The 24,709-nt window shown below is 35.6% G+C and carries 18 protein-coding genes and 2 tRNA genes; 6 read left to right on the forward strand and 14 right to left on the reverse strand.

Annotated features, from left to right (window positions below):
* Positions 1-46 precede the first annotated feature (46 nt).
* Both KEM10_RS19610 and KEM10_RS19615 read right to left on the reverse strand, forming a co-directional pair.
* A complete protein-coding gene (locus KEM10_RS19610) occupies positions 47-502 on the reverse strand; it encodes a nuclear transport factor 2 family protein (protein WP_212218478.1) in 456 nt (151 codons plus the stop codon).
* A gap of 63 nt (positions 503-565) precedes the next feature.
* Complete coding sequence (locus tag KEM10_RS19615) at positions 566-1,552, reverse strand: alpha/beta hydrolase (RefSeq protein WP_244826050.1); 987 nt, start codon at positions 1,550-1,552, stop codon at positions 566-568.
* Positions 1,553-1,780: 228 nt separating this feature from the next.
* Between KEM10_RS19615 and KEM10_RS19620 the strand changes: the two genes are divergently transcribed.
* A complete protein-coding gene (locus tag KEM10_RS19620; RefSeq protein ID WP_212218484.1) occupies positions 1,781-2,767 on the forward strand; it encodes a helix-turn-helix domain-containing protein in 987 nt (328 codons plus the stop codon).
* Positions 2,768-2,877: 110 nt separating this feature from the next.
* Here the strand turns inward: KEM10_RS19620 and KEM10_RS19625 are convergent, their stop codons facing one another.
* From KEM10_RS19625 to KEM10_RS19650, 6 genes are all read right to left on the reverse strand, one after another.
* Positions 2,878-4,164, reverse strand: a complete 1,287-nt coding sequence (locus KEM10_RS19625) for a BamA/TamA family outer membrane protein (protein WP_212218487.1) — start codon at positions 4,162-4,164, stop codon at positions 2,878-2,880.
* A gap of 204 nt (positions 4,165-4,368) precedes the next feature.
* On the reverse strand, positions 4,369-5,088 hold the full coding sequence (locus KEM10_RS19630) for a hypothetical protein (RefSeq protein ID WP_212218490.1): 720 nt from the start codon (positions 5,086-5,088) through the stop codon (positions 4,369-4,371).
* A 470-nt stretch (positions 5,089-5,558) separates the two neighbouring features.
* A tRNA-Leu gene (locus tag KEM10_RS19635) sits at positions 5,559-5,641 on the reverse strand.
* A gap of 37 nt (positions 5,642-5,678) precedes the next feature.
* Positions 5,679-5,751, reverse strand: a tRNA-Gly gene (locus tag KEM10_RS19640).
* An 82-nt stretch (positions 5,752-5,833) separates the two neighbouring features.
* Positions 5,834-6,856, reverse strand: coding sequence for a hypothetical protein (locus tag KEM10_RS19645; protein WP_212218493.1), 1,023 nt, complete (start codon positions 6,854-6,856; stop codon positions 5,834-5,836).
* A 49-nt stretch (positions 6,857-6,905) separates the two neighbouring features.
* Positions 6,906-7,682 (reverse strand): polyphosphate polymerase domain-containing protein, encoded by a 777-nt coding sequence (locus KEM10_RS19650; protein ID WP_212218496.1) that lies wholly within the window; start codon positions 7,680-7,682, stop codon positions 6,906-6,908.
* A gap of 526 nt (positions 7,683-8,208) precedes the next feature.
* Between KEM10_RS19650 and KEM10_RS19655 the strand changes: the two genes are divergently transcribed.
* Complete coding sequence (locus KEM10_RS19655; protein WP_212218499.1) at positions 8,209-9,663, forward strand: glycoside hydrolase family 16 protein; 1,455 nt, start codon at positions 8,209-8,211, stop codon at positions 9,661-9,663.
* A 51-nt stretch (positions 9,664-9,714) separates the two neighbouring features.
* Here KEM10_RS19655 and KEM10_RS19660 read toward each other — a convergent pair whose 3' ends face one another.
* Positions 9,715-10,851, reverse strand: a complete 1,137-nt coding sequence (locus tag KEM10_RS19660) for a carboxypeptidase-like regulatory domain-containing protein (protein WP_212218501.1) — start codon at positions 10,849-10,851, stop codon at positions 9,715-9,717.
* 55 nt (positions 10,852-10,906) lie between these two features.
* Here KEM10_RS19660 and KEM10_RS19665 point away from each other — a divergent pair, with 55 nt between their 5' ends.
* A complete protein-coding gene (locus KEM10_RS19665) occupies positions 10,907-11,626 on the forward strand; it encodes a hypothetical protein (protein WP_212218504.1) in 720 nt (239 codons plus the stop codon).
* Positions 11,627-11,739: 113 nt separating this feature from the next.
* On the opposite strand, the gene KEM10_RS19670 is transcribed toward KEM10_RS19665, so the two are convergent.
* Positions 11,740-13,518, reverse strand: coding sequence for an SLC13 family permease (locus KEM10_RS19670; protein ID WP_212218506.1), 1,779 nt, complete (start codon positions 13,516-13,518; stop codon positions 11,740-11,742).
* A 125-nt stretch (positions 13,519-13,643) separates the two neighbouring features.
* Here KEM10_RS19670 and KEM10_RS19675 point away from each other — a divergent pair, with 125 nt between their 5' ends.
* Positions 13,644-15,476 carry a peptidase U32 family protein gene (locus KEM10_RS19675; protein ID WP_212218509.1) on the forward strand — a complete coding sequence of 611 codons (1,833 nt, stop codon included), beginning with the start codon at positions 13,644-13,646 and terminating at the stop codon, positions 15,474-15,476.
* A 112-nt stretch (positions 15,477-15,588) separates the two neighbouring features.
* Here KEM10_RS19675 and KEM10_RS19680 read toward each other — a convergent pair whose 3' ends face one another.
* The 4 genes from KEM10_RS19680 to KEM10_RS19695 form a co-directional block, all read right to left on the reverse strand.
* Positions 15,589-17,631: a TonB-dependent receptor gene (locus KEM10_RS19680; RefSeq protein WP_212218512.1), complete on the reverse strand. Its 2,043-nt coding sequence runs from the start codon at positions 17,629-17,631 to the stop codon at positions 15,589-15,591.
* Positions 17,632-17,665: 34 nt separating this feature from the next.
* Entirely contained in the window at positions 17,666-18,628 is a 963-nt protein-coding gene (gene bioB / locus KEM10_RS19685) for a biotin synthase BioB (RefSeq protein WP_212218515.1), read from the reverse strand.
* Positions 18,625-19,047, reverse strand: coding sequence for a hypothetical protein (locus KEM10_RS19690; protein WP_212218518.1), 423 nt, complete (start codon positions 19,045-19,047; stop codon positions 18,625-18,627). The genes bioB and KEM10_RS19690 overlap by 4 nt, the downstream gene beginning before the upstream one ends.
* A 154-nt stretch (positions 19,048-19,201) precedes the next feature.
* On the reverse strand, positions 19,202-21,451 hold the full coding sequence (locus KEM10_RS19695) for a leucine-rich repeat protein (protein ID WP_212218521.1): 2,250 nt from the start codon (positions 21,449-21,451) through the stop codon (positions 19,202-19,204).
* Positions 21,452-21,858: 407 nt separating this feature from the next.
* Here KEM10_RS19695 and KEM10_RS19700 point away from each other — a divergent pair, with 407 nt between their 5' ends.
* Complete coding sequence (locus tag KEM10_RS19700) at positions 21,859-22,929, forward strand: hypothetical protein (RefSeq protein WP_212218524.1); 1,071 nt, start codon at positions 21,859-21,861, stop codon at positions 22,927-22,929.
* A 1-nt stretch (position 22,930) separates the two neighbouring features.
* Entirely contained in the window at positions 22,931-24,709 is a 1,779-nt protein-coding gene (locus KEM10_RS19705) for an aminopeptidase P family protein (RefSeq protein WP_212218527.1), read from the forward strand.

Consider the following 24,709-nt stretch of genomic DNA (forward strand, 5'->3'; position numbering starts at 1 on the left):
AACAATCTGTTGCGGCCTTCATTAATCTTTAATCAATCATCATTTTTTAATCACCCACGGTGTAATAAATCTTATTTACGATTTTCCATCCTTCGGGGAATTTATACAGTTGCATATAATCGATGTAAACCGACTTTCCTTCGAGGATGTAATCCATTTTTAGGGTGGCCGCATATTTACTTACATCGATACTTAAAAACTCAACGCTTACCTGTTTTCCTTCGGGGCGAGGCAGTACACCTTTATCGATGTTGTTTTTTACCCGTTGTTTAAATTCGTCGAGCGACACGTTTGACAGGCTTCCGTCCTTTTCCAACACCTGCATCCGAAAATCGGGATGAAAACCGGCATCGATCAAGTCCATATTACCAATATTTTGAACGCCATTGAGATAAGCTGTTTCAATTACCTTTTTTATGGCTTCAACTTCTTTCTTATCCGATTGCGCAGAGGCCCATAAGCCTGTTAGTGCAATAACTAGTGATAAAACAAGTTTCTTCATGTCATTCATTTTTAATTAGGCCAGCCTGCACTAAAGTAGTACAGGCTTAGCTTTTTTAAATGCTTATTGCAGCTTCTCTTTTAAAAACCCCAGCGTTCTTTCTATAAGTGGTGCTTTATCGCCCTCATCAGATAAAGTTACTGCTCCTCCCGGATAAAAATGCCCGAAACCCGGAACCCAGTTAAAATGGTATTCTACGTTATTCGCTTTAAAAATTTGAATCAGTGGTTGGGTAAACATAGATACTACAGGGTAGTCATTATCACTCATAAACATCATAATGGGAGGATTGCTGTCCGATGCAGCAATTTTGTTTGCCACTTTCAGTCCGGCCACAAATCCCGAGTTGATAAATACAGCCGATACATCTTCCTGCATTCCGTATGCCACATTAATAGAGGTTACTGCTCCGGCAGAGAATCCACCCAATGCAATCTTATCAGGGTTAATATTATAAGTTTTGTTTTCAGCTTTAACATGGTGGATGGCTGTGCGCAAATCTTCGGCAGCCGCTAAAACAGTAGCTTTCAAAACCGGTTCGGCATTTTCATCTGTTAAAGGCTCCAATCCCATCTGCTGGCGAATAACATTTGTTTGTGCTACCGCAGCTGGATTTGTAAATATACTTACGTCAATATCGTCTTCAGTGTATCCTGAGTATTCGTCTACAATAGGATTATCGGGAGCTACGCGATAATTAATGGTAAATACCACAAAACCTTCGGCAGCATAACGCATGGCATACTGGCTCATTGATGTTGTTTGCCCTCCAAATCCGGTATAGGGAGAACGAGGATTACCACGGTGAAAACTACCACCGTAAGTTAAAATAACAGCAGGACGTGGCTCGCTTGATTCAGCTTTTGGATAATATACATCCATGGTTAGGTCCTTCATGGCAACTTTGCCGTTTGCATTAACTTTGCCTTCTCCGTACTTTACATCAGGTGTTACTTCGTACTGAACAATGTCGGGTACTTCCGGATTAAAAAATGATTTCTGTGCCTGGGCATTAGACGCTACTAAAAGCGACACACCCAAAATTGTCATCAAAAAAAATTGCTTTATATTCATATCTAATAGCTTTTAAATTTTACTAATTTTTACTGTTACAAATATCATTTAAGATTTGTAAGAGTCCAGTCCCAATTCTATCAACCCTCAACCCTTTTGCAGCATTTAACAAGTAATCAAAACAAAATGAGTACTACTTCAAAGTCGTTTTGTTCTTTATTAACAAAGGATTTCGATTAACTTTAAAGCCAGAACTTGACACCAATGAAAACACAAGATCCTTTATACATAAAGATAAAAGAAGGTGATATTCAAACCTATTTAAGAGCTTTTGAAGAAAGTTTTAAAGCCGAAGTAAAAGATAAACGACTCATATATAAAAGAGGTAATAGCGAATGGAAAATTACTGCCTACTCTTATTTCCCTGAGTTTGAGTTTATGGTTGTACAGGGAAACTACGATTATAACATCGTTATTGACAGAACTCCGGACGAAATACCCGATTATTATCACATTAATATTGTGAAAGAAGGAAAAGTGGTGCAGGATTACAATAATGAACAACAATTGATGGAGGCTGGTTCTCCTCAAGGTATTTTTATATATAATGGATTATTTCCATTAAAATCAGAATTTCATGCCAATCATCAGCATCAATCTGTATCGTTTAAACTGTACAGAAAGGGACTTCAGGAATTAATGCCCGAAGCCGTGGATATTTTTGATAAATTATTCGAAAACGATGAAGCAAAAGGCTATCATCTGCATTTAACAACTGAGATGGATCGTCTGTTATTTGATCTCTTACATTACGATAATAGCGATTCGGGTAGAATTTTATTGGTGCATGCCAAAGCGTTTGAATTATTTACGACTCTAATGCAATCGGTTCAGAAGTTATTGAATAAAGATGAATTACACGGACTACATGTTGATGATTACAATCGCTTAATGATAATCAAAGACAAAGTAATCCAAAGCGTTGAGTCCAAAATCAATCTGGAAGATTTGGCCAATGAATTTGCTGTAAGTGTATCAAAGCTTCAGCGCGATTTTAAAGCTTTGTTCAACTGCTCGGTTTACCAGTTTTATACCCATGCCAAAATGGATGAAGCCTATCGACGCTTAAAAACCGGCCAGTATACAGTAATGGAAGTAGGTTTTGACATGGGATATAACAGCGTATCGAAATTCTCGCTGATGTTTAAAAAAGTAAAAGGTGTTAATCCCAAAGAAGTAATTCCCGGATAATAAAATTCATACATTCCTGTCATAAACTTATTGAAAGTGTTTCAATATCTCAAAAAAGGCCGCTAATAAAACTGTTGCGACCCTTTTATCATTAACAATTAACCATTATTTTAAAAATACTCGGTAAGGTTTATATAAAAGGCACCAGTACCATCATTAGCTACACCATAATCGAATCCAAGATTAGTACGCGTTGCTTTTTGGATTTGAATACGCAAACCAGCACCAGCTGCAAAAGCCCAGTTGTCAAATAAGTTTACATTGGCATCGCGAGCAGAGGCCGAAGTAGCATTGGCAAATACTACACCACCAAATAAATCAGGGTTTTTAGCCAAAAGAGGTAAACGGAACCTGTATTCAGCCTCAGCATAAAACATATCATCACCTCTCCAGCGTCCCTGAGCATAACCACGACCTGATCGTCCCATCTGATCCCAGGCAGTTGCAGGCATTAACATATAAGGTAGATGTCCGTGTGTTGTAATATTAGCATAGGTCCAAACGGCAAGTACATTTCGGGGTACATTTTTACTTACACTAAAATAATCACGATATTCCATCCAAAGAGTAGATGAGCTTTGATCACTACCTAAAAAGTCGGCATTGTACTTATAAGAAATGTTAGCAAAACGTCCTGAATATGGATTAGCCATATTATCACGGGTATCATATAAAGCACTTGCCGAAACACCCACCAAATTATAACCAGTTGGATCATAACCATGCTTCATACTATAAGTATAATGATTAGAATAAATACCATTTTCTTTATCCAATATGTTATCATTAATATCCGAAAAACGATCAAAATGAATACCTCCACCGAAATACAACGAGGGTTTTATTTGCCTCAGTGCTGTTTGGTGGGCCCGTATAAAATTAAACTCCATACCTTCTCCTTCATATAGTTCATCTTCGCCCAAAGGTGATACTCCAGGAATTAAGGTATTTCCATCGGCACCTGTTCCTAAGCCAAAAGTGGGCTGCGAAGAATCAAAAAATCTATAATCACTCTGTAACATCCATTTATTTTCGTTGGTGTATAAGTTACCACGTAGAGCAATCATTAACTGATTTTTTGTTGTGTATGTGGCTATTGCCATCAAATTAGACATATTGGTAGTTGACGGATCACCTAAAAATATACTACCTGATGCAGCTGCTCCATAAATAAAACCATATGCCGGATTAGATGCTAATGCAGGAAGTGCCGTTAGATACAGTTTTCCAACTTTGATATCAGTTTTAGCATTGGCTTCTGCTTTTTCTGCTTCTGCTCTTTCCTTTTCGATTTCAGGGGTAACTTCCTGGTTGTTCTGAATTGGAGGCGACTGCGCTCCTACTGTCACAACCATACTCATTAAGGCTGCTGCTAAAGTTAAACGTATCGTCTTCATGATTGATTTATTTATTAATTGTTTGTTTTTCAAAAATTATTCTGATACAAATATCCATGATTCCACTATGATCTTTTACTCCAAAAATGTCATCAGGTATCCCAAAACTGTCAAACCGAAATATGTAGCACTCTAAAATCCAGCAGAAATATTAACTAATCGTAACCCTGTTAAAGGATTCACTAGGAATGAAGACCAGAAACTTTAAAAATTGTAGTAAAAACCAATTCCACCATAGGCTTTAAATAAAACCTGATGTCTCACACGGTTGGTATAAAAGGCATTTAATCCACTCCTACTACCTAATTTATATCCTGCATCTACTCGTGCATATATTACAAATGCATCCTGATTAAAAACAGCACGATTATCTAAACTGAAAGCTGCCGACCACTTATCTGAAGTAAATCCAAACTTCGGTTCGAAGCGAAGTAAAATGGGAGGCTCGGGCCACTCTCCTGTATTAGCTAGCGGAAAGTTATAACGCCATTTGTTGCTGATATAAAAACGTTGATCTTTTAACAACCATTTATATTGCACCGCCGGTTCCAATAGCCAATGACCAAAAATAGCTGCATTTGCCGGATCACCTGTTGGCATAACCAATTTTACAATAGGCGACCATCCTTGCCAGCCACTTGAACCAACTTTTGATGAAGCATAGCTGCGCGAATAGGTAATACTGAAATCGCCAGGAGTCCAATCTGTAATTCCGTCTCGTGTATAATATGCCCCAATCACTTCAAGGTTTATTGCATCGCGAGAACTTAAAGCTATTCGCCCGTTGGTTACCCAATGCAATGCTTTTTCTCCTCCATTAAACTCATAAGCCTCCATATTAGAATGGACCCGTGTAAGCTTTATCTGAGAGTTTGCAACGAAAGGAATTATTAATAGCGAAAGTAATAGGACTAACGTTTTCATTATTTAATCAGGTTTGAAAAATTTGTCACAAAATTACTTTGGCCATCATTTATGAATAGCACCTAATCATGTCATATAATATCCCAAAAAGATCAATAAATTATAAAAGAACGATTATACACCCAAAAATAGGTTTTACTTCTTTTAGCAGCACTTAGAAAAAAGAAGCATCCAAGATCAGTAGTTTGTAAGGTAGAGTCCATCTAACAAACCTCATTAGTAGAGAGTTAATGATATATAAAACTTTTTTTTGTTAAACTAAAAAGCTGTAATTGAAAAATTTCTGCCATTTAATTGTTTACTCTTCAATACTCTTAATTCTGCCGAGACTATTTTTCGACCGAAAATGAATAGGTCTCGATTTAGTACCCCCCTATTTTAATGCTTTTTGATGGTTTTTCGAGAAAACAAAAAAGCACTTAAAACATTAGTTTTAAGCGCTTTTCTACTTTTTTTGGAATCCTATCCAGTGCCCAAGGCGGGACTTGAACCCGCACGTCCGTAGGACACACGGCCCTCAACCGTGCCTGTCTACCAATTTCAGCACTTGGGCGACAATAAAAAAGGAAGTTAAACTTCCTCTTCAAGCGAGCGAAAAACGGGACTCGAACCCGCGACCCCGACCTTGGCAAGGTCGTGCTCTACCAACTGAGCTATTTTCGCAATAGCGATTGCAAAATTATAAAATTTCCTGTTTTCGACAATAGGTATTTTGTCATTTTATGAAGGTAATTCAGCCACAAACCTACTTTACATGCGCCATAAAGTTACGACGAAGGCTGCTTTTAGTCTCTAATTTTGCGTAGAACTCTTCTATCTCACTCAAACACCTTTGTTTACACTCCAATGACATTTGAGGTAGATCTAAAATCATATTAAGAACCTCATTTTTGGTTTCGGTAAAATGAGTAACCTGTTTTCTTAATTCATCAAATTTAACCTTATCTCCTTTATATATTGTAGCAGTTTCAACAGGCCCTGTAATTTCTTTTCTATAAGGAGGATTTACAAAATATGACATGTCAAAGTCATATGGTATGGCTATATAGGGGCTGTGATTGTCATCTTTTACTAATATTACATTGTGCATCATAGGAACTGACCAATCTTCATTACCGATCATATATTGAAACATCGACATCTTAACCATCTCTTGTTCCTCTATTTGATCCAATCTTACATTCATTACTTTGTATTCCTTGGCTCCTAATCTATCACACATATCATCCTTATCCTCAATAAAGAAACCATATTTTTGAAAAGACGTTCCATCGTTACTATCAACATAATTGATCTCAACCAAACGAACACGCAAACTATACTCTGAAATTGAATTATAAATACGATATGCTGTGTACTCGCGGATAACGCTATTTAGCATTTCATCATTTTCCTGACAATGAGTGACTAGTTTAACTTTCCTATTATTACGAAATATTGTTCGCCCAACATCTGATTTTGAGAATTTAAGTTTTAAAGGGGCAAATTCACATGTAGTTTCTTTTAAGCGATAATTACCTCTGACTTTTACTTTAACAGGTAATTCAACTTCTTTTTTATCATTGTAAATAACTTTTCCTTCCAAATAACCGGCAGATTTATCTCTTTCGGTGTTTAGCTTATTAAAATCAGCAATTAAAGTAAGCTTTAATACATCATCTGAGTCAAAGACTCCTTTCGGACGTATATTATTAGCATTTACACTTGAAACACAACTTAACACCAAAAGCATAAAAACAAATCCTATTTTAACTCTTTCAATTGTCATCATTGCTATGTTTATTATTGAATTACTTATTTTTTATTTATCACTATTTTTATACTACTGCTGCAAAAGCATTATCTTCCTTATTCATCAAACCGCTTACCGTACGCAATTTTGGTTTGAACCGATTGTACTTTACATCATTATTCAATGCTATTGTACCAAGGCAATACTTACTAATTGAAAGAGGTAAGAAACCATGCTTCTTAATTGTTCTGGCAAAAGAAGAGTAAACATCTTCACGGTTACGCTTAACCTCAACAATTACACAATTATCAAGATCCTTTGTAGACTGCTTATCAGAGAATTGAATATTTAAATCAATAGTAATACGTTCACACGTAGTCTTACTAACTAATGTAATACGCTCAAAATCTGTAGATAAAACAGATATCAAATCATTAGCATGATATGGTGAATTTACATCAACAAATTGTTTTTCATCACCTTTAATACTTTCTTCAAAGCCATTTACAGCAACTCTTTTCTTATGAGTTCTGCCTTTATGTTTCATTTTTATTTCTAAAAACTCATCACCACTTTCAGCATATTTTCTATAGCGAACTTTATATCTTCTATTTTTACCATTATGGTGCTCATAGTACATTCTCAGATCATTTGTATCGTAATAATTGGTATGATATGAAAGTATTCGTCTGCCTTTAATTTCAACCACTTTGTAGTCTTCAATATGTTCAGACAAACATGAAATCAACACTTTTGGAGACAATAAAAATTTTGTATCAATACGGTTCATTAGTTTCACCTGTCCCATATCTTCCATTCCTATCGAATCGTAAAAGCTTACTATTTCTCTTAATACATTCATAATTCTCCGTTTTATAAATGATCTATAACTGCTACTATCTTTATATAGTCTCGTTTCGGGTACAAAAAAGAATTAATTACAAATTATAAATCATGATCTAAATCAATTCGACTACTCCCAACATTCTATTTATAACCTCCAATCCAATTTAAAAATCCTTAAACAATTCTTAAACCTTGTTTTTCTGCACTTTAAAAAACCTTTCAATTTATAACTTGTAGCATTTTACGTATTGTTAAAAATCGTTAATCTGTTATTAAACATCTTTTCCAATGTAAAAATTGAAAGCACTTTTAACCTGCATCAACAATTACTATACATCAACCATCGATCCAAAAAGCACATATCGCTTACCCACTGTATTTTATAAATAATACATCCAACCAAACCTGTTCGTTAACGAACAAATAAGTGATCAAAAACGCACAACATTTTACAACTATTAAAAAATTAGCCCTTTTAAGTTAACTTTATTCTAATTCTACCGTATGAACTGTATAATTAATGCCCATAAACCGATTAAATAATGGCCTCATTTTTAAACTCACTTTTTGGAAGCAAATATCCTCAGACAGCTAAATACGAAGCTGAACAGGAAAAATTAAAAAGCGATTATCAACGCTTAATCGACTTTGAAAATTCTAGTAACTATAATAGATTTAAAGAATTAGACACACTCGTTCATTCTGGCGACTTTATTAAAAAAGTAGAGCAGCTAAAGAGCGAAAAGTTTAAGGATACACCTGAATACAGAAAGTTAAAGGATTTTGAATCTTTAAGAAAGTCTAGCGATTTAAAGAAGTATTTTAAATATAAAGCCTCTCATAATCCTGAAAGAATTAACTCCATTGCTCAATCAGACATCTTAAAACAGTACAGCGAAATTAAAAAATGGATTGATAGCGCTGAATTCAGAGAAGCAAAGAGCAAAAAGGACTACAAAAAATCAGAAGCTTATACAAAATTCAAGGAGTTTAAAAGTCTTCAAAAGGATTCAGACATCAAGTTCTATTATAAAGAAACCAACAAGGCCATTTATAAGAACTTTATCAATATTGATAATTCAGAAAGACTGGCAACCTTTGAAAGTTTAAAAGAAGAGGTTGAATCAGCTGATTTCATCGCTTTCAAGAAAGATCTTGAAGATCCTAAACGTTTTGCAAAATCAAAGGAACATGCGCTAATTTCGGAATATGAAGACATCAAGAAAACACCGGAATTTAAATGGTTCGAGAAAATTAAGAATAAAGATTTATTTAAAGAAATAGATAAGTGGCAAGTAACATTTGAAGATGATTTTGACAGTGCTCAAATCGATCAGAACAAATGGATTAATGGCTATTATTGGGGAAAAGCTCTTTTAAACGATGTATATGTACTAAAAGATGAAAAGCAATTTTTTAGCGATTCAAATATACAATTAAGAGATAGTGTAGCTCATTTAACCACCAAAGAAGGTAAAATAAAAGGTAAAGTATGGGATGACAAATTAGGATTTGTACCAAAAGAATTCAATTTCTCATCAGCATTAATTAGCACAGGACAAAGTTTTCGTCAGCTTTACGGTAAGTTTGAAGCTAAAGTGAAGGTTAATGACTCTTCTCCTTTAAATCATGCATTCTGGATGGTTGGTGAAAGCATTGCCCCTCAAATAGACATTTTTAGATTTGCTGAAGGAGGCGCTAAAAATTTCAAAGCTGGTAGTCACACCATCGACAACAGCAATAATGCTTTACACAATGTTACAACCGTTAATGGCGTAAAATTCGATTCAGACTATTATATCTATGGTTTGGAATGGAGCAAAGACAAACTTACGTGGACTGTAAATGGGGTTACTGTGCACGAACAAACTAAAAACATACCTCAACACCCCATGTACCTTGTTTTTAGCTCTCATCTGCTTAAGGATGTAGAGAAAATTAATTTACCATCAGCATTAAGTGTTGACTGGATAAGATGCTATCAACAAAGAGCCTAAATATTTTAGCACAATAAAAAACGGGATTGAATTTCATCAATCCCGTTTTTTTTATTCTTTCGGTAAAGTAAACCGATTCCAAAAACTGTCATCGGTTTGCTGAGTCGTATAATAAGATCTACCTTTTATTTGTGTATCCATTTCAGAACGATAGTCATAATTTACCCAAATCATATCTATCGTTGTAGATCCGGAACCTGAATATTCTATTTTACTAAGTGCATATTTATTATCTATAGCTTTTCGGTAACTTGTATTAACCTTATAACTATACTCCCCACTACTACTTACTAAACCTGACGCTCGGCCAGCATGATGATAACCTTTACTTACCACTTCTAACTCATTTCGAAGAATTGCATAATCAACCGAGGATATATAAACAACTCCTATATATGAAATCACCTGTTCATCTCCTGTGGCAGCAAAATCGGGTTTAGAAAGGCTATATTTTATTACCCACACAGAATCTTTGGGAGAACTATCGTTTTTAACTAATTCCAGGTCGAATTGATCTACCACATCAGCATCCAACACATTCCCCCTAACTCTTACAATATCAAATTCCAAAACATCATCAGCTCTGAGCATCCCTTTCTTTAAAGGTTTTTGTTCAAAATTCCTTCGAACTTCCTTTACTTTATAGTCACGCTTCTGGTAGGCATTATTATAACTTCTGTCTCCATACCCCGAAGCATCTGCATAATCCAATGCCACTTCAGTTTTCTGGCTTTTACTAACTGTTTGAGAAAAATAAACATTGGAAGCATATGCCTGCATGTAATTATCTGAAATCATATTGGCAGCTGTCTTTAAAATACCGTACAACCGCTTTGATTCTGCCATCACCTCAACCTGATCAATTCCATAGCTTTGTTGGATAAGTTTCACATTAACACCAATCTCATCTATTAAATCTCCTACCCTTAATTCTTTTGGTTGATAACCGACTGCAGAAATCCTTACCGGGTAACTTCTAAATTCTTCACTAATGGTAAGTTCGAAGCCTCCATTAAAATCGGAAGCTGTTCCCATAAACGATCCTACAATACCAATATTAGCAAACTCAACAGGTTGATTGGTTTCTGCATCCAACACCTTACCTTTTATGGTTATATTCTGAGAAAAAACTGTTCCGCTTACAAATAACATGAACAGTAAGACGACTTTTAAAATTCGAATTTGCATTGTAGAAGTTTTTTATAATTTTGATAAAATTAAAAATCATTTTTAAAGTCTGGCCATGATTAAGAACATTTTCATATTACTCGCTATTTCTCTAACATTAAATTCATGCATTGTTTCAAAAAAGAAATACGAAGCTTTAATGCTTGAGAAAAATGAATTAGCAGATGAATTAACTGAAAAAAAGAAAGAAAATAAGGCATTACAAAGTGACTTGAATCAAGCCATTGATGATTTTGAAGAGATTAAGACAGATTTTGGAAAAAGCAATTCACTTCGATCGGATGAGATTGCTGATTTGATGATAAAGGTTACACAATTGGAAGATGAATCTTCTGAGTTAAATCAAAAACTAAAAGAAACCTTAGGTAAATTCAAAGCCAAGGAAAAGGCAGGGTATCTGGCCGAAGAAGAATTAAAAGGAACATTACAAACTATTACAACCCTAAAAAGAGACACGGCCAACCTTCAGTATTCAATAAAAATGGCCAAACAACGAAGCGAGGCTTTACAGGCAGAACTGGCCGCAACTAAAACTAAACTTACCGAATCAAACTCAAAGAAATACGAACTTTCAAAGGCCGTTGAAGCACAAGCAACTGAAGTAAAGGGTATGGAACAAAAATTGGTTAAAAGCCAACAAAACTTAACCGAAATATCAGATGCTTTTATTGAGCTTAGAAAAGAACTTCTTTCTGCAAAATCCAATAACAAAGCCATTGATCCCAATCAAAACAAATACATCAACCGTATAGCCAAATTATTGGGACATTACTAAAACCAGACTATTAAAAAATACAATTGGATTCGGATTAAAATGATAATTAGTTGTTCATTCTCAAAACGCAGTAATCAAACTTAAGCCTTAGTGAATAAATAACGTTTAGAAAATTAAAAATACATATAGCTTAAAACAGCTACTGTCACTATCATGTAGAGTACTGTTAGTGGGAAACCTATCTTAAAGAAATCCTTAAAGTTATATCCACCCGGACCATAAACCATTAAGTTAGTCTGATAACCTATAGGTGTTAAAAAATTAGCTGCTGCTCCAAATGAAACAATCAAAATAAAAGGCATTGGATCTAATCCCAGGTTTTTAGCGGCTGTAATTGATATAGGGAATACGATAGCTACAGCTGCCTTATTTGTTATGTAAGCTGCCAGTACTGAGGTGATCAAAAAGATACCAATCAATAAAGATATCCTTCCTAACGGCAGAAATACCGATATTACAAAGTTTGCAATCATATCAGCCACACCCGTTTTCATCATAGCAGTTCCTAAGGCCAACGATAGTGCGATAATCACAGCAAGATTATAATCAATACTTTTCGGCAAGTCTTTAGCTGATACTACTCGTAGTATGTTAATTGCCGCCAGCACTATTAATAGTCCAATGAAAAGAGGCACCAACTTTACTGCAGCTAAAAAGATTGCTAATAATGTACCTCCAAATAAAACCCATATTTTATAACGTTCAGGCTTTCTTAATTCTTTCACCCTAGAAATAACATAGAAGTCAATCTGGTTTTGTATATGACTGGTAAAATTTTCTCCAGCCAGTAATAACAATACGTCACCTGCCTTAAGTTTAATCTCCTCAATAGCACCTGTTATTCTCTCTCCATTACGATGAATAGCCAACAAAGCAGAATCGTATCTACCCCTGAAATATATTTCCTTTATCTGTTTTGTTATCAATGAACTATTATGTGAAATCACAATTTCAACAATCTGCGATCGCTTCAATTTTGACATCATTCCAACAGAAGGTACAGTTAAATCGCTATTATCAGAAAGCAAACTTGCAATATTATTATTATCCCCGGCAAATCGCAATAAATCACCTTCCCGTAATATAAATTTATCTTTTAGAATTTGTATGATTTGCTTACCTCTGATTACTTCAACCAACAACAGTCCATACTGCCCATTCAGATCAGCATCTTTTAATGATTTACCAATCAACTTCGAATTCTTTCTCACTTCCGCTTCAACCAGGTATTTCCTCTCTGACTCCTTAAAATCTTCAATTGCAGTGCTTCTATCAGGTAATAACCTATAGCTAAATATGTACAGATACAAAAATCCTACAACCAGCATCGGAAAACCCACCCAGAAAAAGTCAAACATCTCCAAAGGTCGAAGTCCTGGCATAATATCCTGATCGGTTACCATTCCTCCCACAATAAGGTTGGTAGAAGTACCTATTAATGTTACGCAACCTCCTAAAATAGCCGCATAAGATAAGGGTATTAATAACTTAGAAGAGGACACTCCATTCCGCTTACTCCATTGATGCACATAGGGCATCATGACTGCCACCAAAGGGGTGTTATTTAAAAATGCAGAAAAACCGCCAACCCATAACATCATCCTTCCAAGAAAACTTCGATAGGTTGAGGAGACAGGAAATATGCGGGCAAAGAATATTTCGATAACAGACGTCTGACGAATAGCATCCCCCAATAACAACAGCATGATAATTACAGCAATCTGTTCATTAGCAAATCCAGCTAATATCTCCGCTGGTGTTAGAATCTTAAAAATTCCTAAAACCATCACAGCAACGAAAAATGTGAATGCTGCACCCATTATTTCCTTGTATAGCGATACAAGAATAAATGCAATAACCACAAATACTATAATCACATCAAAATATTGCATGCGTTGGAGGTCAAATAAATATGCTATTTTTGCGCTGTTGCAGACAAATCTGCCATTAACAAAAATAGAAATTATAAATTAATTACCGAATTTTTCAATGATTTGGTCTGCTGATATCATTGTCGATGAATATAAACAAAAGACATATTGAACTATTATCACCCGCTAAAAATTTGGAGTGCGGTTTGGCTGCCATTAATAATGGAGCGGATGCTGTTTACATTGGAGGTCCGGGATTTGGAGCCAGAAAACAGGCAGGTAACTCATTAGAAGACATTGAGAAATTAATCAAGCATGCCCATTTATTCAATGCCAAAATATACATAACGCTTAATACCGTTTTAAAGGACAGTGAGATTGAGGAAGCTAACCAATTAATTCATTCGCTTTATAAAATTGGAGCTGATGCTGTAATCATTCAGGATATGGGATTGTTGGAAACAGACCTTCCTCCTATTCCCATTCATGCCAGCACGCAAACTGATAATCGAACCGTTGAGAAAGTTCAATTTCTTGAGAAAGCAGGATTCGATCAGGTTGTGTTAGCTCGCGAGTTGTCTGTCAATCAGATCAAAAATATCAGCTCGCAAACACAGGTTCCACTTGAGTATTTCATTCATGGGGCATTATGTGTATGTTATAGTGGTCAATGTTATATGAGCGCATCAATTAACGGACGCAGTGCCAACCGTGGTGAGTGTGCTCAACCCTGCCGATTAAAATATTCGTTAAAAGATAAAGATGGTAACCTATTATATAAAGACAAACACCTTCTTTCGCTCAAAGACTTAAACCAAACACCTAACCTCGAAGAATTAATTGATGCCGGCATTACCTCTTTTAAGATTGAAGGCCGTTTAAAGTCGAAAGATTATGTTGCCAATGTGACGGCTCATTACAGAAAAGAGTTAGATCGAATAATGGCCAAACGAACGGATATTAATAAAGCATCATCCGGAAACATATTAACCAGCTTTACACCTGCACCTGATAAGAGTTTTAACCGTAGTTTTACCGAATACTTTCTGCACGATAGAGATGACAAGGTTTGGTCGATTGATACACCTAAAGCTTTGGGTGAATATATCGGAAAAATTAGTAAAGTTGGTAAAGATTTCTTTACGATTGATGGATCGACTAGAATTGCGAATGGCGATGGACTTTGTTTCTTCGATCAGTATAAAAATCTGGTAGGTGTTCGTGTAAATACCAGTAATGGAAATAAGATTTTTTCAAATCAGACTAAAGGGTTAAAGCAAGGCACAGATATTTATCGCAACAACGATGTGGCTTTTCAACAAGCCATTTCAAAAAAAGAAAGCGAAAGAAAAATAGCACTTGATCTTATATTGGAAGAGACTGAAGAAGTACTGAAATTAACCTTAATTGATGAAGACGGAATAAGCTCATCCAGTTTTAAGGAGTTAAGCGAGAAAGAAGTAGCTCAAAACAAAGAGCGCTTGGCGAGCCAAACAGAAAAGCAATTGAGTAAACTTGGAAACACGCCTTACGTTGCTCAATCAATTCAGATGAATCACAAATACTATTGGTTTGTTCCCGCAGCCATACTCAATGAACTGCGCAGATCAGCTATTGAGAACCACACCAATCTCCGCCTTCAATCATATCAACCTAAAAATATAGAGTTTAAAAAGACAGACCATCCGTTTATTAAAACAGAGCTTGATTTTAAAGCAAATATTACTAATCAGCTGGCCAAACAATTTTATGAACGTCATGGTGTAACGCAGTTGGATTGGGGATTTGAAAAACAAGCTATTAAAAACAATGTAGAAGTGATGACGACCAAACATTGCTTATTATACATGACTAATAAATGCCTGAAGTTTCATCCGGAGGCAAGAAAATATTTACCTCTAACACTGTTTAACAAACAAGATACATACAAACTTCAATTCGATTGTAAAGCTTGTGAGATGCATATTATTAAGAAATAACTAATAATTAATCATCAACTTAAAGCATCAAACAGGAATTCTTCAATAACACAGGCCACCAATAACACAAATATCAGAATCTAATAATATGTGTTATTGGTGAGATCACGTATTACCAATCAAGGCTCACTTGAACACCTGCTTTAATCCACCTTCCGGGCTGCGGTACATTTCCTAAATCGTAATAAGTATTATCAAATAAGTTACTGGCATCAACATATACTTTATACTTCGCTTCATTCCATTGCAAACGCATATCGGTCAACCAAAACGGTTGATAATCTGTAGCTACTTCTTCTCCTGTTTCTAAATACTTCTGATATCCACCTTCACGATCCTGCCACTGTACATTAACACCTGCTGTAAGTTTTTTCAATATTTGAAAATTAGCAGCCACATTAAATTTATGCTTTAAATAATCCAATACGTAAACCGATTCATAATCATCCGGAGCATTTTTATCCTGATCAATAAAAGCATATCCAAAATCGATAGAAGTAAGAGGTGATGAAGCAGCCAACTCTTTTACATTTACTCGTCCTTGAAAAGTTAACCCATAACTATCCATATCCGATAAGTTGCGGGTTTGATACTCTACTTCACCTTCCAAACGTCCCCAATCAATCAGATTTTCCGACTGACGATAATAAGCACTTACCTGACCACTAAACCAATCATTCAGATATTTAACTCCTCCTTCGTATGTCAATGCTTCTTCTGGTTTTAAATCAGGATTACCAATATTGGTTGGGCCATCGTAAAACAAATCAGTAAATGTAGGCAGACGCAACGATTTGTTTACACTACCAAATAGCTTCACATTATTAGAAGCCCAATAACTCACATCTACTCCCGGGAAGAAATCTACCCCAATACCTAAAGACGAATTCCAATTCATTAACACACCCGCTGAAACAGAGAACTTATTATAATTGTATACATGCTCCAAAAAGGTTGACATGTTGGTTCTCTCATAAAACTTTGTAAACTGGGCATCTTCACCGGGTACGTCAATAGGTTCTTCCATATCAACTCCAATATTATTACTCCATATATTCTCACCTCGCAACTCACCTCCAAAAGATGTTTTACCCAATTTCCATGGAATAACAGCATTTACATTGGCTCCGTATACATCTGTGAGATGATAATTGTGAGTAGTATACCAGCTGGGTGCTTCATTTCGAAATAGCTCAAAACGATCCTGATGGCGTCTCCAATACAAAGCAGGAGTAATCTTCACCTTTGTTCCGGTTGTCATTTTAACAGAGGCAAAAGTTGTTTTATTCTGTTCAAACTGCTCTGGATATTTGGGTGTATAAAAGGCATTGGCTCCGTATTCTTTATCATTATAACCGACCTGAAAGTCTATTTTCTCAGTTCCCAAATCCAATAAGCCTTGGTAGAAAATACTATGGTTTTTAAAATCGGTATTATCGATATAACCGTCGCTGTTTGCCACATTAGCTGCCGCATAGCTTTTTAGTTTTCCTGTTTTGATGGTGGTATTTGCTGCCACATTATACAAACCATTCTGCCCGGCCATAGCATTAACTGTGGCATTATTGGTAGATTTCGATCCCGTAACAAAGTTAATAGCTCCACTAAAGGCACCGGGCCCGTAGACACGCGCTCCTGGTCCTTCCAAAATTTCAACACTCTCGATACTTTGCATATCAACCGGCAGGTTCAGACTTAAATGACCAGTTTGAGGATCAGTAACATTAATACCATTGAAAAGTATCATTACCTGATCAAACGAACCTCCACGAATACTCACATCGGCCTGAACACCCAAAGGGCCTCGCTGACGTACATCCACATTCATGGCATATCGTAGTAAATCCTGAACACTGTAAACAGGTAGTTTTTCAATTTCTTTCCGACTGATCACATGGAGTATTCGCCCCACTTCGGAATAGACGGCCGTTGAGCGACGAGCACTCACCTCCACCTCTTCGAGACTAATTTTCTTATTAATGGACAATGAATCAGTCTGAGCAATAGTTTGCTTAAAACCAAACCAACTAAGATATACAGCCAGCATGGTTCCGATGCGCACCACTTTATGAAGACTATTAAATGCGGCGTAGTTAACACCTTGCCATTGCTTAAACGAGATTACTGAATTTTTTATGTACTCTATTTTTTTCATGTTTAATAATTGATATGTGTTTATATTATTAGTTTTAATTTATATCAAAACCAGCCCTTATAAAAGCTTGTTTATCCTCTTCAATATTAGAACCAATGGTGGTTAATAAGTCACCAACCAAAGCAGCATTCACTCCTGCTGCCAGCGCTTTTTGCTGAAGATGCTTTATCTGCATTCGTCCTCCTGCAAAGCGAATCTTAGCTTTTGGGTTGATAAAGCGAAACAGGGCAAAACTGGTTAGCACTTCTTCATCGCTTAAAGGAGAGGTTCCTTCTAAAGGTGTTCCTGCCACCGGATTTAGTATGTTTACCGGAATGGAATCAATGCCCAACTTATTCAGTTCAAAAGCCAATTCAATCCTGTCATTCATGGTTTCGTCCATACCAATAATTCCACCAGAACATACCTTCATACCTAGCTCCTGAGCCCATCGTATGGTTTGTATCTTCTGATTATAGGTATGTGTTGAACAAAGTGCCGGGAAATACGAACGCGATGTTTCTAGATTGCAATGATAATGCTCCACACCTGCGTCCTTCAGCTTTTTAAGAGCCTCTTTATCAAGCAGCCCCATTGAAGCACACAGCCCTATTTTAGCTTTAACTTTTATCTGCCTATAAATCGAAAGTAATTGATTAAGATTAGCTTCCGACAAAGCCTTTCCACTGGTCACCAACGAATATTTTTGCACCCCTTGATTGGCATTCAGACATGCCTGCTGCACTGCTTTTTGCTCATCAACCAACTCATACGATTCAACTTTTGTATGATAAAACGACGACTGCGAACACCATTTACAATCCTCGCTGCATAGGCCCGATTTAGCATTTATAATAGAGCACATATCAAACTGCCTTCCTGAGAAATGATCGCGTATTTCGCCGGCAGCCTTATACAGATCTTCCTTATTGCTAACAAGGCTTAAATCTTTAGCCTCTTGTAACGAAATAGACAGGCCATTAAGTACTTTTTGTTTAATTGATTCTATATCTATCATAGCTGTTTGATTATAGGCAATACAAATTCAGGCCACTTCAATACTGAAGTAGCCTTTATTAAATGATAATCAGCCGTGAGCCAATTATTTTCCGATACGTTATAAGTTGATGAATTCCCCGAAGGGGACGGAAGATCAAGTGTTAAAACAGGCAACAAAAACAGCATTAAGCTCTCCCACATAAGATTATTCTCTTCAACCGTATCGCTATCTACTGCGTCTAAATCATCGAAAGAATATTCTGATTGAATAACATAACTGTTACGAAGTGCTTTTTTCAAAGCCTGTCCTGCTACAGGCACATCCAGATGACCAATCGACACCTCGCGCCCCAGACTGTTAAACACAGCCCAGCTCTTGCGAATCCATCGGCTAAAGCGAACGCTTGCCTTTTTGATATGTTGGTTAATCTGTTTCACGATAATATAGGAGCCCAAAGATAGGATTATTTTTAAAAGATTGAAGGCAGGAGACTGCAGACTGAAGCTAAAAGCAACCTACCGTTTTAGCGAATCGCATCTTAATTAAGGATATTGTTTCTAAAGATGCGATCCGTTACTTAGTAGATCAAATCTATTTCTTTAAAAGCTTGACTGTTTGACTTAATCCTGAGGTAGTTTTTACTTTTATAAAGTAGACACCGCCTGGGTAACTGCTTAAATTAACTGAAACTTGTTGAGCATGGATACCGAATTGACTAAAAACCAGCTGCCCATTAATATCATATAATTCATAACTAGTTATTAAAGTCTCATTTATTTCAATGATTACTTTGTCTGAAGTAGGATTTGCGCACACCTTAAAAGCATTATCATTCATCATCTTTATGCCGGTACTAACAAACATAATTTCTTCAACCACATTAGATCCATTAATAGTAATAGTTCCATCTATTTCAGAACCAGATTCATCAATGGCCGTATAGTTAATGACACCATTGGGTTGATTAACCAGATAGACTTTACCAAAACAATCAGTAGTATATACTACCCCATCAACAATAACATCAACACCCTCCAAAACACCACTATTCGCATCGGTTACTACAAGCGTAACCAGGTAAACAGATTCATATTGCCTTTGAAAAATTACGTCAGTAAATCTGCCAGACCGAACGTTAATTAACTCACTCTGATATCCCTGAGCTTCAATATTTACTGTACAATCTGTATTAAGTCCCAGATTCTTCATTACTACAACACCAATTGCATCAGAAATAGCAGAAAACCCTTCCCCATCTAAAAATATACAATTCTCAGAATCAGGCGTAATAGTAATTGGAACACCTTTTAATAAATTATCATTCTCATCTAAAAGAGTGAGTATAGCTGAAGTTTGCAAGGGATTAAATTCAGCTTTATATTCTAAAGAATAATCGTTTACCTCTAAATTAGCAGAGTAAAAGTTACCTTTATTATCGGTCCATCCAATATTTTCGCACCCTTCTTTATGCGATTCAGGTAAAACAATGCTCTGTAACGTCTGATTTATTTCATTATCATAATTACTGGCAAACACTCCTGATCCTATTACTAGCATCCTGCTATCATCTTCAAAAACTACTTTTTTTATTCTATTCCGACTAAAAGCTCCTCCCTTTAAGGTAACTACTGAACTTGGAATAGATACAAAAGCAAGCTCATTATATGAAAACACTGAATAATTAATTTTTGTTAATGAAGATGATAACTTCAAGGAATCAATATAATTATAACTAAAAGCAGAATATCCAATATTATTTACTGAATTTGGAAGAGTCACTCTTTTTAATTGGTTTTCACAAAAAGCTTTATCACCAATTTTTTGAAGCGAATTAGAGAAAGTCACTGAAGTAAGTTCATTGTCATAGAATGCCTTATGACCTATTCTAACCAACGAACCAGACAAATCAATAGATGTTAATTCATTCTCGAAAAAGGCAAAATTATCTATTTCAATAACTGAAGGTGGTATTGTAATTGATTCCAGAATATTTCCGGCAAAAGCATATTCTCCAATATACTCTATTGAGGAGGGCAATTCAACTGAAACTAGATGACTCTCTCTAAAGCTATCATGAACATATTCATTAAAGTCATTATCATAGCTTATACCTCTTACTTTTTTGCCTTGCAACACCTCTGGAATAATAATATCAGTTCCTAAAAAATAAGAACACGATGTTATATAACCGTCTTCATTCATTACTACATCATCATCCGTGAGGGTATATTTTATAATTGCAAGATATGAACTAAGAAAATTACTAATCTCATAAGGTGATGGTACAAAAGTATTGTAATCAGTTATCCATTTTACAAAATTGGGTTGCTTAGATGGCAACACTATACTATCCAGGTCTAAATTATTATCAAAAGCTTTTTTACCTATAAAAGTAATTTCACTATTCTCTTCAAAGCAAACTTCAGTTAAATTATTAGTATCAAAAGCCGAAAAACCAATTTTCCGCACCTTTGACGGTATCTCCATCTTTTCAATTCTATTATCATAAAAAGCCTTTTTCCCAACAAACTCTAGCGTTGAGGGAAGATGTAAGGCTAGTAATTTTTTATGCTGAAATACTCCTGTTGAATCAAAAAGAGTCCAACCTGATGATATAAGTTTAGCATTGTTTATTCCTTTTACAACAACCCCTTGTAATATTTCGGGTATAGTAAGGTTAGTACCCTCCTCATGAACTGAGAAATCATAGAGACAATCAGTTATATAACCGTTCTCATCAATATTAACATCATTATCTTGTAAAATATAATCGATTTGAGCTGAAATGGGGAAAAGTGTTACAAAAAGAAAAAAACTTATTGTAATTAGTGGGAATTTCATAGTTGTAGGTTTAGTTTGTTAGCTGAATAAAAGTAAGCACATTTATCAAAACAACAAAACTAAAGCCATATCTATAATACTTATAATTATCATTTTCAATTATCTAAAATCAACCTTAATACAATCTTGATAAATTCAATTTTCTCATCAATAATAACTTGCAAAATTGAGCGTTTCAATAGTTTAAGAGATAATGAAAAACAACAATTTGAATCCATTAAAGAACAACTACACTAATTAACAATAATAAAACAACTACAGATTAATGAATAACACCTGATTTATTGACATACTGAAGCAACTCAATTTTGAGAAATAAAGACTATAAGATAGCGGTACCTTGACTTCAACTAAATTTTAATACCCCTTTTATTTTAATTAAATTAGCCCTCTGAATACAGATTATCATGATGAAACAACTATATAGGACAATAACCTTCTGCATACTTATTTTATTATCTTTCAAAACCATAACTAATGCTCAAGATAAATATGCAACAACAGGAAATGGTTACGGAGTAAGAGAAATACTGGAGTTTGATGCTTCGGACTACAATATGCTAAAAATAACCAATCAACATGGAAACATTACGATTAAGGGTTGGGACAGAGATACCATTGAAGTTCAATCTCTTATTAATGTGGAAGCTCCTGGCAGTAACTCTGCAGAGGAAGTATTAGATTACATTTCTATTGAAAGAGCAAACAGAGCAGGTATGCTTATTTTCCGCACACAGTTCGATGATGAATTCTTTTCAAACTATCCATTTAGTGTTGAATACACTGTTCATTTGCCCAAACAGTTAATGCTTGACATTACTAACAATCTGGGAGATGTTTTAATTCAAAATATTGATGGTAAAATAAGCCTTCATCTTGATTATGGTAATTTACATCTGATCAACTCAAATAGTAAAAAAGCTCATACCTTTAATTTAAATTTTGCTGAGGCTAAATTGGATTCTTGCCAAAGCGTAAAAGGATTTCTTAATAACTGTACGCTAACAGCTGATAATGTTACCAAATTAGATTTTAAAAGTGAATATTCCTTATTAAAATTAGGTAAGACTAAAAGTATAGCACTTCATTCATCTACCGATAGAATTAATATTACTGAAAGCGACAGCATTAAAATAACAGGCAACCAACTACTTGTTAATATTAAAAAAGTAAATACCTATGGCTTCTTCGAGATTGAAAAAGGACAGTTGATGATAAAAGGAGCAAACCAATTAGCTCACCTTTCAGTGTCAAATAAAATGGCCAATACAATCATATCGCTACCATCTGAATATACCTATGTTTTGAATGGGGAAATAACCAATGGTGAGTTGAATCATCCAAATATAAACCAATTACAGGTTTTAAGAGAAGGAACTAAAGAATCATTTACCGGCCATATTGGTACAGAGGGGAATACTACCGGACAATTAATCTTATTCAACGAAAATAGCGATCTAACTATAAAAACTTACTAATATGTCAGCAGCCGATAATTTATTCAAGTTGAGGAACTTCATGGCTACCATTGGAGTAGATGCTTATGTTGTAACCAGCAGCGATCCACATTTAAGTGAGTACCTGGCCGATCACTGGAAATTTCGCGATTGGTTATCTGGCTTTACTGGTTCGGCGGGCACTTTAGTGGTTACCAGTGAATACGCCGGTTTATGGACTGACTCACGATATTTTCTGCAAGCCGAGCAACAATTAGATGACTCAGGCATTGATTTGTTTCGAATGGGAGAACCTGACACTCCCGATTTTAAAGAATGGTTAACCGTTCAGCTACATCCGGGCTGTGTAGTAGGTATTAATGGCAAAACCATTACGGTTAATGCCTATCGCGAATTGGCCAAAACACTTAAAAAGGTTGACATCCGCCTGGATGGAAAAGTATTTCTTGAAGAAGACGTTTGGGAAGGTCGTCCGCAAATACCCGACGAGGGTATATTTGAATTAAAAACCGAATATTGCGGATTAAGTCGAAGCGAGAAAATAGCACTGATAAGAAAACTGATGCTCGAAAAAGGAGCAACCCATTACATTATTGCTTCATTAGACGAGATTGCCTGGGCTTTAAATTTTCGTGGTAAAGACATACCCTATAATCCTGTTTTTCATTCCTATTTAATCATTACTGAAAATCAGGTTAACCTATTTATCGATCCGCATAAATTAACCTCTTCTATTGGCAAACAACTGGCACAAGAAGATATTAAGGTTTATTTGTACAACGATTTTTACGAATTCATTAAAGATATGCTTCAGGATAGTATTATCCTGATAGATCCTGACAGAACTAACAGCTCTATTTTTAGCAGTCTACCTTCTCAATCGGCTAAAATAGAACAAGCCAGTTTAATAACTCAATTAAAAGCTCGCAAGAATGAGGTAGAAATAGCTAATATTAAAAAAGCTATGATTAAAGACGGTGTAGCAATGGTACAATTCATACACTGGCTTGAAAAATCTGTTGGCAAGGAAGATTTGGATGAATATAGCGTTGCTGAAAAATTAGGTTCCTTCAGAGCTCAACAAGAAAATTATCAGGGAGACTCATTTACGACAATTAGTGGTTATGGCCCAAATGGAGCAATTGTTCATTATTCGGTTGAGAAAGATTCCGCTGCCAAGGTTGAAGCTAAGGGATTATATTTGGTTGACTCTGGCGGGCAATACCTTGAAGGAACTACCGACATAACCAGAACAGTTGCTTTGGGAGAATTAAGCCCTGAAGAAAAAAGAGATTTCACCTTAGTATTAAAAGGACATATTGCTTTAGATAAAGCGGTATTCCCAAAAGGCACCAGAGGTGTACACCTCGATATTCTTGCTCGCCAGGCATTGTGGACTGGAGGATTAAATTACGGACACGGTACAGGTCATGGTGTCGGCCATTTTTTGAATGTTCACGAAGGACCTCAGAGTATCCGTCCACAGGATAACGGCATTGCATTTGAAGAAGGAATGATCACTTCCAATGAACCAGGATTGTATCGCACCGGGAAATATGGTATCAGAATTGAAAACCTTATTCTTTGCTCTGCGGATAAAACAACAGAATTTGGTGATTTCCTTAAATTTGAAACATTAACACTTTGCCCCATCGATATAAATGCCATTGATGTAAAACTACTTAGCATAGATGAAAAAGTCTGGTTGAATAACTATCATCGCAAAGTTCGTGAAGCATTAATCGATCATTTAAGCGATATGGACAGAGAGTGGTTGATTAGTAAAACACAGGAAATTTAA

This window comes from Carboxylicivirga linearis, assembly GCF_018271995.1.
Taxonomy (GTDB): Bacteria; Bacteroidota; Bacteroidia; order Bacteroidales; family Marinilabiliaceae; genus Carboxylicivirga; species Carboxylicivirga linearis.